Annotated in this window: 7 protein-coding genes and 1 pseudogene; 2 read left to right on the plus strand and 6 right to left on the minus strand. The window is 28.6% G+C overall.

What is annotated here, in order from left to right; genetic code table 11:
- Window positions 1–112: 112 nt before the first annotated feature.
- Both ACVC08_RS00025 and ACVC08_RS00030 read right to left on the minus strand, forming a co-directional pair.
- Complete coding sequence (locus ACVC08_RS00025) at window positions 113–469, minus strand: hypothetical protein (RefSeq protein WP_452600474.1); 357 nt, start codon at window positions 467–469, stop codon at window positions 113–115.
- A gap of 13 nt (window positions 470–482) precedes the next feature.
- On the minus strand, window positions 483–3,284 hold the full coding sequence (locus ACVC08_RS00030) for a BT4734/BF3469 family protein (protein WP_452600475.1): 2,802 nt from the start codon (window positions 3,282–3,284) through the stop codon (window positions 483–485).
- Window positions 3,285–3,690: 406 nt separating this feature from the next.
- Here ACVC08_RS00030 and ACVC08_RS00035 point away from each other — a divergent pair.
- Window positions 3,691–3,789, plus strand: a pseudogene (locus tag ACVC08_RS00035) (hypothetical protein); the annotation flags it as partial.
- A 55-nt stretch (window positions 3,790–3,844) separates the two neighbouring features.
- On the opposite strand, the gene ACVC08_RS00040 reads toward ACVC08_RS00035, so the two are convergent.
- Window positions 3,845–5,071, minus strand: coding sequence for a hypothetical protein (locus tag ACVC08_RS00040; protein WP_452600476.1), 1,227 nt, complete (start codon window positions 5,069–5,071; stop codon window positions 3,845–3,847).
- Window positions 5,072–5,110: 39 nt separating this feature from the next.
- Window positions 5,111–5,548, minus strand: coding sequence for a lipocalin family protein (locus tag ACVC08_RS00045; RefSeq protein ID WP_452600477.1), 438 nt, complete (start codon window positions 5,546–5,548; stop codon window positions 5,111–5,113).
- A gap of 174 nt (window positions 5,549–5,722) precedes the next feature.
- Here ACVC08_RS00045 and ACVC08_RS00050 point away from each other — a divergent pair, with 174 nt between their 5' ends.
- On the plus strand, window positions 5,723–5,971 hold the full coding sequence (locus ACVC08_RS00050; RefSeq protein ID WP_452600478.1) for a helix-turn-helix domain-containing protein: 249 nt from the start codon (window positions 5,723–5,725) through the stop codon (window positions 5,969–5,971).
- Between the two features lie 2 nt (window positions 5,972–5,973).
- On the opposite strand, the gene ACVC08_RS00055 is transcribed toward ACVC08_RS00050, so the two are convergent.
- Window positions 5,974–6,318 (minus strand): hypothetical protein, encoded by a 345-nt coding sequence (locus tag ACVC08_RS00055; RefSeq protein ID WP_452600479.1) that lies wholly within the window; start codon window positions 6,316–6,318, stop codon window positions 5,974–5,976.
- Window positions 6,296–6,784: a 5' nucleotidase, NT5C type gene (locus ACVC08_RS00060; protein WP_452600480.1), complete on the minus strand. Its 489-nt coding sequence runs from the start codon at window positions 6,782–6,784 to the stop codon at window positions 6,296–6,298. The genes ACVC08_RS00055 and ACVC08_RS00060 overlap by 23 nt, the downstream gene beginning before the upstream one ends.
- Window positions 6,785–6,970 lie beyond the last annotated feature (186 nt).

Genomic DNA, 6,970 nt, shown 5'->3' on the forward strand with positions numbered 1-6,970 from the left:
TCTATGATTCAATTTAAATCCATAATATGAAGCTCTTAAATATGGCTGAAGAACTAATTAGTGGCAATGTTGCCACCAAATCATGTGAGTTGATGGCAATCAATATCCAAAATTAAAAAGGATAGTTTTCTATAATGTTTACTGCTGAAACTTTATGACTATGGATTTGCATAAAAAAAGCTCCATGACTTGCTGAGAATTGTTCTACACCGATTTGAGCATTATGAAAACCATTACGGTTCAGTATAATATGAGTTGTATCATTAATATTAATAAAATAATGTTTTTTACTTTCATATAAAATGATAACTAAATCCTCTTGTCTTTCAACAACTTCAGGAATAAAGCTTCCTTCTTGTGCTAAATAATATTCAATGTACTTTTTGCAAAAGTTAAAAACCCCATCATCACTTAGTGTTTTTGATTTATTTTGGATACTTATTTTGCATCCCCTAAATTCTGTATTCATGGTTATAGTTTTATTATGATGCCAATAGTTTAAATTCTTCTATTGGCATTAGTTTGTAAACTCGTTTGTTGTTTTCTCTATAGTCTTTTAAGTCGTAACTATAATAGTCACACCATTTTTTTAACCAGTTCTTTATTTTTCGAACAGATATATTATGGTTACTGTTAGAATAGTAAGCTTGTTTCACTTCCTCTAGACTAAATTTGTTTGAAGATAACATCTCTAAATTCTCCTGAATATATACTAAAAAATCTTCAGAGGTATCTCCAATGAGTTCTTTAAGCTTCATGGACTCAGTAGACATATATATTAATCCCTTTTCGAGATATAGTTCTACACAACCTATCATAAAGTGATAAAATTTGTTCCAATCATTTTCATTCCAACTTGTAAAGAACTCTCTGCTAAATTTATCGATTGGCGTATATTTAGTTGAATAATAGTTAGACAACACCAAATCAAAACGACGTCTTTTGCTACTTTCGTCAGTACCAGATATCGGGTAATTACTACTAAGTAATAGTTTGGGGGCAAGTTGAAACGGTATTATCTCTTTATCATAATATTTTTTCGTAACCTCCATATCGTCAGTTATTGTGTTATACATATCTGTAAAATGGAAGCCTTGTTTTAGGTCATCTACATGGGCAATTTCGTGAGTTTTGTTGATTGGTGCTAAAGCAAAATTATCTTGAGCAGAATAACGTTTACCATCTATTCTTACTAATTTTGAGAATTTAGACAAAGCCTTACTCAGTATTCCTTTTCCACGACCGCCATTTGCTTCAGAATAGGATGTGGAATTATCTGATAAGATTACTGCTTTCGCGTTTGATTGCGCCTTAAAGTTGCTAGACAAGTAACCTATAGCAGAACGAAAACTGTCAACATTTTCACCAGCAATATCAGCAACAAAAACTTCAAAATCTGATTGACCTTTAGATTCAGGATTATAATTATGTTGTATAATTTGACTTGCGTAAACAGGGTAATCCAATTCAGAGTAATTTATAAACGCATTTTGTTTACTTTTATAAATAACCAATACTCCATTCAAGAAGTATTTGTATACTGTATCTACTGAATCCCTTTGTACTTGATGTTCTTCTATTTTTAAATCTGATAAGAATAAGTCGCTAAAAATTGCACGTTGTTTTAGAAATGTACTAACTAATAGTGTTTTGTTATCTTGGTTTTCCCTTATGTAGTCAACAATTATGTTTTTTATGTCATATAAATCTAGCTCATAGATTAGGTTTTGTTTTACTATATAATATTGGAAACTACCTCCTTTATTTAAGCAGAAAATATTTTGGGATTTTAAAAACTCAATCAACTTATATTCGTTAACCTTATAGCCTGTAACCTTATTATCTTTATCGGTTATTGTGTGCCAGAAAACTTGATTTCTATCTTTTAATTTTTCTAACTCTTTTTGAACTTTCGAATCCATAAAGTTTATATTATGTTTTTTAAGTAACTCTTTTAGTTCATCTTCATCTTGTAAAAGAGCAATTACATTTCTTTTCAGCTCATAGTTTTCCCATGGTGTAGAATTAAAAACAGATTCGTCTTTGCATGCACTTGATACAATAGAATCAAGTTCATCATCACTTTCAAAAATATTTGTAAATCTTTCATGAAATAAATTTGTGATATTGGTTTCTGGAACACCTGCTGAATACAATTTTATTGCAAGCTTGAAGAGGTTATTATTACGCTGACCAGCTTCTAAAGAATATTTAGATTCCCAATACTTTAGCACCAATTCTTTTATTCTTTCTATTTCGGTTTCAATAAACATAGAATACTCTTTTCTAGTTTTTGTTTCATTTTTTTGCTTCGTCATAGCTTTTGGTTTTTTTTCATGATTAAGGTTTTTTATATTTTTGTTTTTGTGACTAACTTCCACTCTGTGGGTAAACTCTTTTGCTTCTTTATTTAAATACAGGTCTTCGTCATAAGAGACAAAAGCTGCTCGTGTGATATCTTTACAAGCAATATCAAATCCATGTATATGAGAGTAATATTCTTGAGCACCATTAAATAGGCATATATGGTCATTATAGTCTTGTCTTTTTACTTTAAGAAGAACTTTTAATCCTAATCCTTTTGGTGATGCAAATACAGAGTAAACATGAGGGTCAGATTTTAATTGTTCTTTTGTTTTTGATACTTCTTCGAAAGTTGAGAAGTCATCAAAATCAAGACATAGATAATCTGTAAATTTTATAACTTTACTTCCTGTTCTCTTGTAAAATAGACCATTGAATAGTACTACTGGTAGCTTCTTTTTTAACTCATTCTTCTCCTCTTTGTTTTTGGATTCTCGAATATTGTTAATCAATGGAGAGTATTCACCAGATTGTATTCTCTCCAATATATCATCAACCTTTAAATACTCTGGAGCATTTGAATATAAATTAGAGAAGTATGTTACTTCTTTTTTATTTGCAATGGCTTCCATTGCTTTTTGACGACCAATGGGAGTGAGTTTTAAATCTAATGCTTCAAATTTCTTTTTTAAGTTTTTATATACTTTAGATTTTGAACCACTTAATCTATATTCATCCCACATTTCCTTCTTTAGACTAGAATATTGTTGTAGTTCATCAGAAGTGGTTATTGGCGTATTACAATAAAAATTTAAAGCTAACTTTAGGTCTTCTTTAGTTAATTCGCTTCCTAAAAGTGTTTCTTCAAGCTCAAAAAACTCACCTCCTTTTACAATTTGTGAATTATATATTTCAGTTAGTATTTCCTTATTTATAGACTCTATATCAGAAACTTTTATTTTGTTGTTTGTTTCAAGCATAATTGTTTTTTATGATGTTATTTATTTTGGAGTTAATTATACTCCTTCGACTTGTTATTTTAGAAATAATCAATACTCTTCACGGAGACCTGTTTTTCATAATAGTTTTAGAAAATAGTTATATTACATATAAACCAATTAATCAATGATGTGTTACATCTTAATTACATTGCTTAATATATGTATGGTTTGGAGTAGTTTAAACTTGTTTAAGTATGTAAAGACTAGTTAAGAAAAGTTATATTTAAATATATTTGAACTAGAATGGAGCATGCTCGATAATTTGTATAAGGTTCTAACTATAAATACTATAGAAACTAAAACAATATTAATTATGAATACTAAGATTTATACCAGAAAAGAACTAGCTAATTATTTTAATGTCTCTCTATGAACTGTAGACTCTTGGGTCAAGTCAAAAAAAATTAAGTACTTTAAAATTCAGAATGTTATAAGATTTACTGAATCTGAAATAAATGCATTTATAAAGAAAAATTTGGCATAAAAAAACCACTCAAATATTTGAGTGGTTTTTCAATTGTAATTATTTAATTAATTTGCTACCATCCAAAGAGTAGTTCAGCAGCTCTGAGAACTTCATTAAATTCTGTATTTACTTTTATTGTTTCTGTATCTAACATTTTTAAGAAATGATAATGCCCATCATCGTTATTGTCATACAAATCTTGTATTTTTTTTCGTAGAGCTTGCCCCTTCTTAGTAGCCTCATAGGCAGTTTTTGTTTTACTTCTATACTGAGCTATCTTATCTATTAAACTACTCATCTCTGATTTATAGATTTTCATTTTTGTTTTTATATTCTTTTCCTTTTCAACAAAATTATATTCCTTGTTTTTTAAACAATAATATGCAAAAGGGGTTATTTCAATTTTTTCACCATTTTTTAAAATAAAATTTGGATTATTTGAAGAATAATCTAATTCAGCTTCCATATTTTTTGAACCTTCTTCCAATATGGTTAACATTTTTCTATCATATATTTTATATGAACTTATATTTCCATAAATATCTATGCCTTCCCCCTCTATATTTTTGTACCAAGACATGGTTTTATACTCTGATGAAGACAAGTAGTAAATTTCATTTCCTGTCAGTATTTTACCTATAAAGATTTTTTTAGAGAAATCATTATGTGTTGAAATGTATATAGAACCATTTAGAATATAATATCCCTTTATTGTGTTGAAATCTTCAATAGGTACTAATGTTTTTACTTTTTTGTCAATAGTTGGATGGGATTTTATATAATCAACATCTAAAACTTTTAAAGCTTCTTTCTTTGTCGCCTCAATGGATTCATTATTTCTTTTAACACCTAACTCATATTTTGATTTCTCATATTTAGCGGTGTTAATTACATTTGAATAATCATAATCGTATTTACTAAAGCTAATGCTTCTAAACTTGGACGAAATATCCTCTTTTAAGGCATTGATAGTTAACTCTGTATTTTTAAGAATGCTTCTTTTTTCTTTTTTATCAACCTCTCCCCTTTCTATTTTTCCTAAACCTTCTATCATGTCATTAATTTTGTTAATTTTCAATTCGTCATCAACCTTTTGTTGATGATAGTAAAGAGTATCGTTGACTTTTGTTAGATAATGTGAATCGTTTATAGGAGAATTAAAGTCTGGTATTTCTATAGTTTTAAACTCTTTAGCATAAACATTATCCTCTAAATTTAATCCAATAAATTTAATCTCCTCTTGCCCACAAGCTATAAAACCTATAAACCCTAAAATTGCTGATAATAATATTTTTTTCATGTATTAATGTAAAAGTTATTTTTTTAGTTATTTAATTATCTAATTTATTTTAACATAAGTTTCTTCAACTAATACTCCACCATCATCAAAACTAATTTTTAATGTCGTATCACTTAATTCTACTATTTGATATACATCTGTTGATGAATCGTAAAAATTCAATGTTAATGAAGTTTCAGATAAGACAAACTCGCCATTATCATAATTCTCATCACAGTAATCGTCAAAGTACCTTTCTGTGAACGAGTTATCTTCATTAAAGACATATTGTTCTCTTTCATTATTGCAAATAATTTGTGTTTCACTGTCAACGCCATCATGGGTAACATTACTTTCTTCCCATGCACCTTTTAATAGGTCTAATTGTGTAGTAGTAGGTTCTGTTCTTTGTTCTGAAGAATCATCACTAGAACATGATGAAAAGAATAAACTTGTTGCTAAAAAGGTTGAATAAAAAATAATTCGGGTGTTTTTCATTGTATTTAGATTGATTAATATTTAAAAATCATTAAAGATATTTCAGAAGCTTCTGAAAGCTTTACGGTTTTCCTTAATGATTGTAATTCTCTTACAAATGTAAAATAAAAAAGGTTGTAAGCAACCTGTTATTTACAATTGGTTGATTATACCTAATTGTTCTCAAATTTGAATATGACCAAAAGAGAACGTAAAAATGATGTTTCTGAGTTTTGCATGGAACTAGGGAAACACTTAAGAACTTTGAGAAAAGAAAGAGGTTTATCAATTGAAGAAATTGCTTTTAAAGCAGAAATTGATGCTCAAAACTTGAGAAAATATGAATTGGGAAGGCAAGAGATGAAAATATCAATGTTAAAACGTATAGCGACTGCTTTTGATTTAACCACTTCTGAATTGTTAGTTTTTGATAAAAAACCTTAAAATTATCTATAAGTAATTTTTATTGCTTTAGGTATAAAATAACTTGCGGAATACTTTAGCACCTTACCTGTTTTTATAAACTCATTAAACGCTTTATTATACCACAATGGGTCATTTGGATTGTTTGAATAATCATCAAATAACTTAACATCAAAATAGTGATTATCCTCAGTCCATGGTTCTATTCCGTAAATTCCGAAATTCATTTTTTCAATTCTCTCTAGAACAGTTTTAAAATCAGTTTCAGAGAAATATGCTATTGTCGGAGCATCCCAACCTGTATTCAAATTTGTAAGTCCTTCAAAAATTTGTTTTTCTAAAATCTTATTTTTCAAACTCTGGTTCATTGATTCTTTCTTTAATTAATAAATACTTCACGACCGAATGCCAATCTTTGAAGTTCTCTTGTCCAAAATGGATATGTTCGCCTGAAAAACGGTCAACCCCATTTGCGAGCCTATCGTCAATAATGTAATCGCCATGGTTCAAATGTTTGTTATGAGATAAAATCAATCTTTTATAGGCTAATTCAGGTAAATATTTTTTTACCCATGATACTTTTTCAGATGCTGCGGTTGGGTTATCCCAAGGACTAGTGGAAAGTATGTATACATCAAAATGTTTTGAGAGTATTTCAAAGGATTCAATTGCACCCTTCATTGGCTTCATAAGAGAAAAAATCCCCTCAATGTCATCCATGTTATCTTTATATTTCTCTTTTATACTATTGTCTAAAAAAGGGAATGCAGAACGGAAGTCTACCAATACATTATCCATATCAATGTATAGGATTTGTTTGTTTGTTTTATTCAAATATTTATGTGTTTATATTTACACTTAAATATACGAAAAACCCGATAAACATTATAGAAAACTATCCTTTTTAATTTTGGATATTGATTGCCATCAACTCACATGATTTGGTGGCAACATTGCCACTAATTAGTTCTTCAGCCATATTTAAGAGCTTCATATTATGGATTTAAATTGAATCATAGA

It is taken from the genome of Pontimicrobium sp. MEBiC06410, from assembly GCF_053601615.1.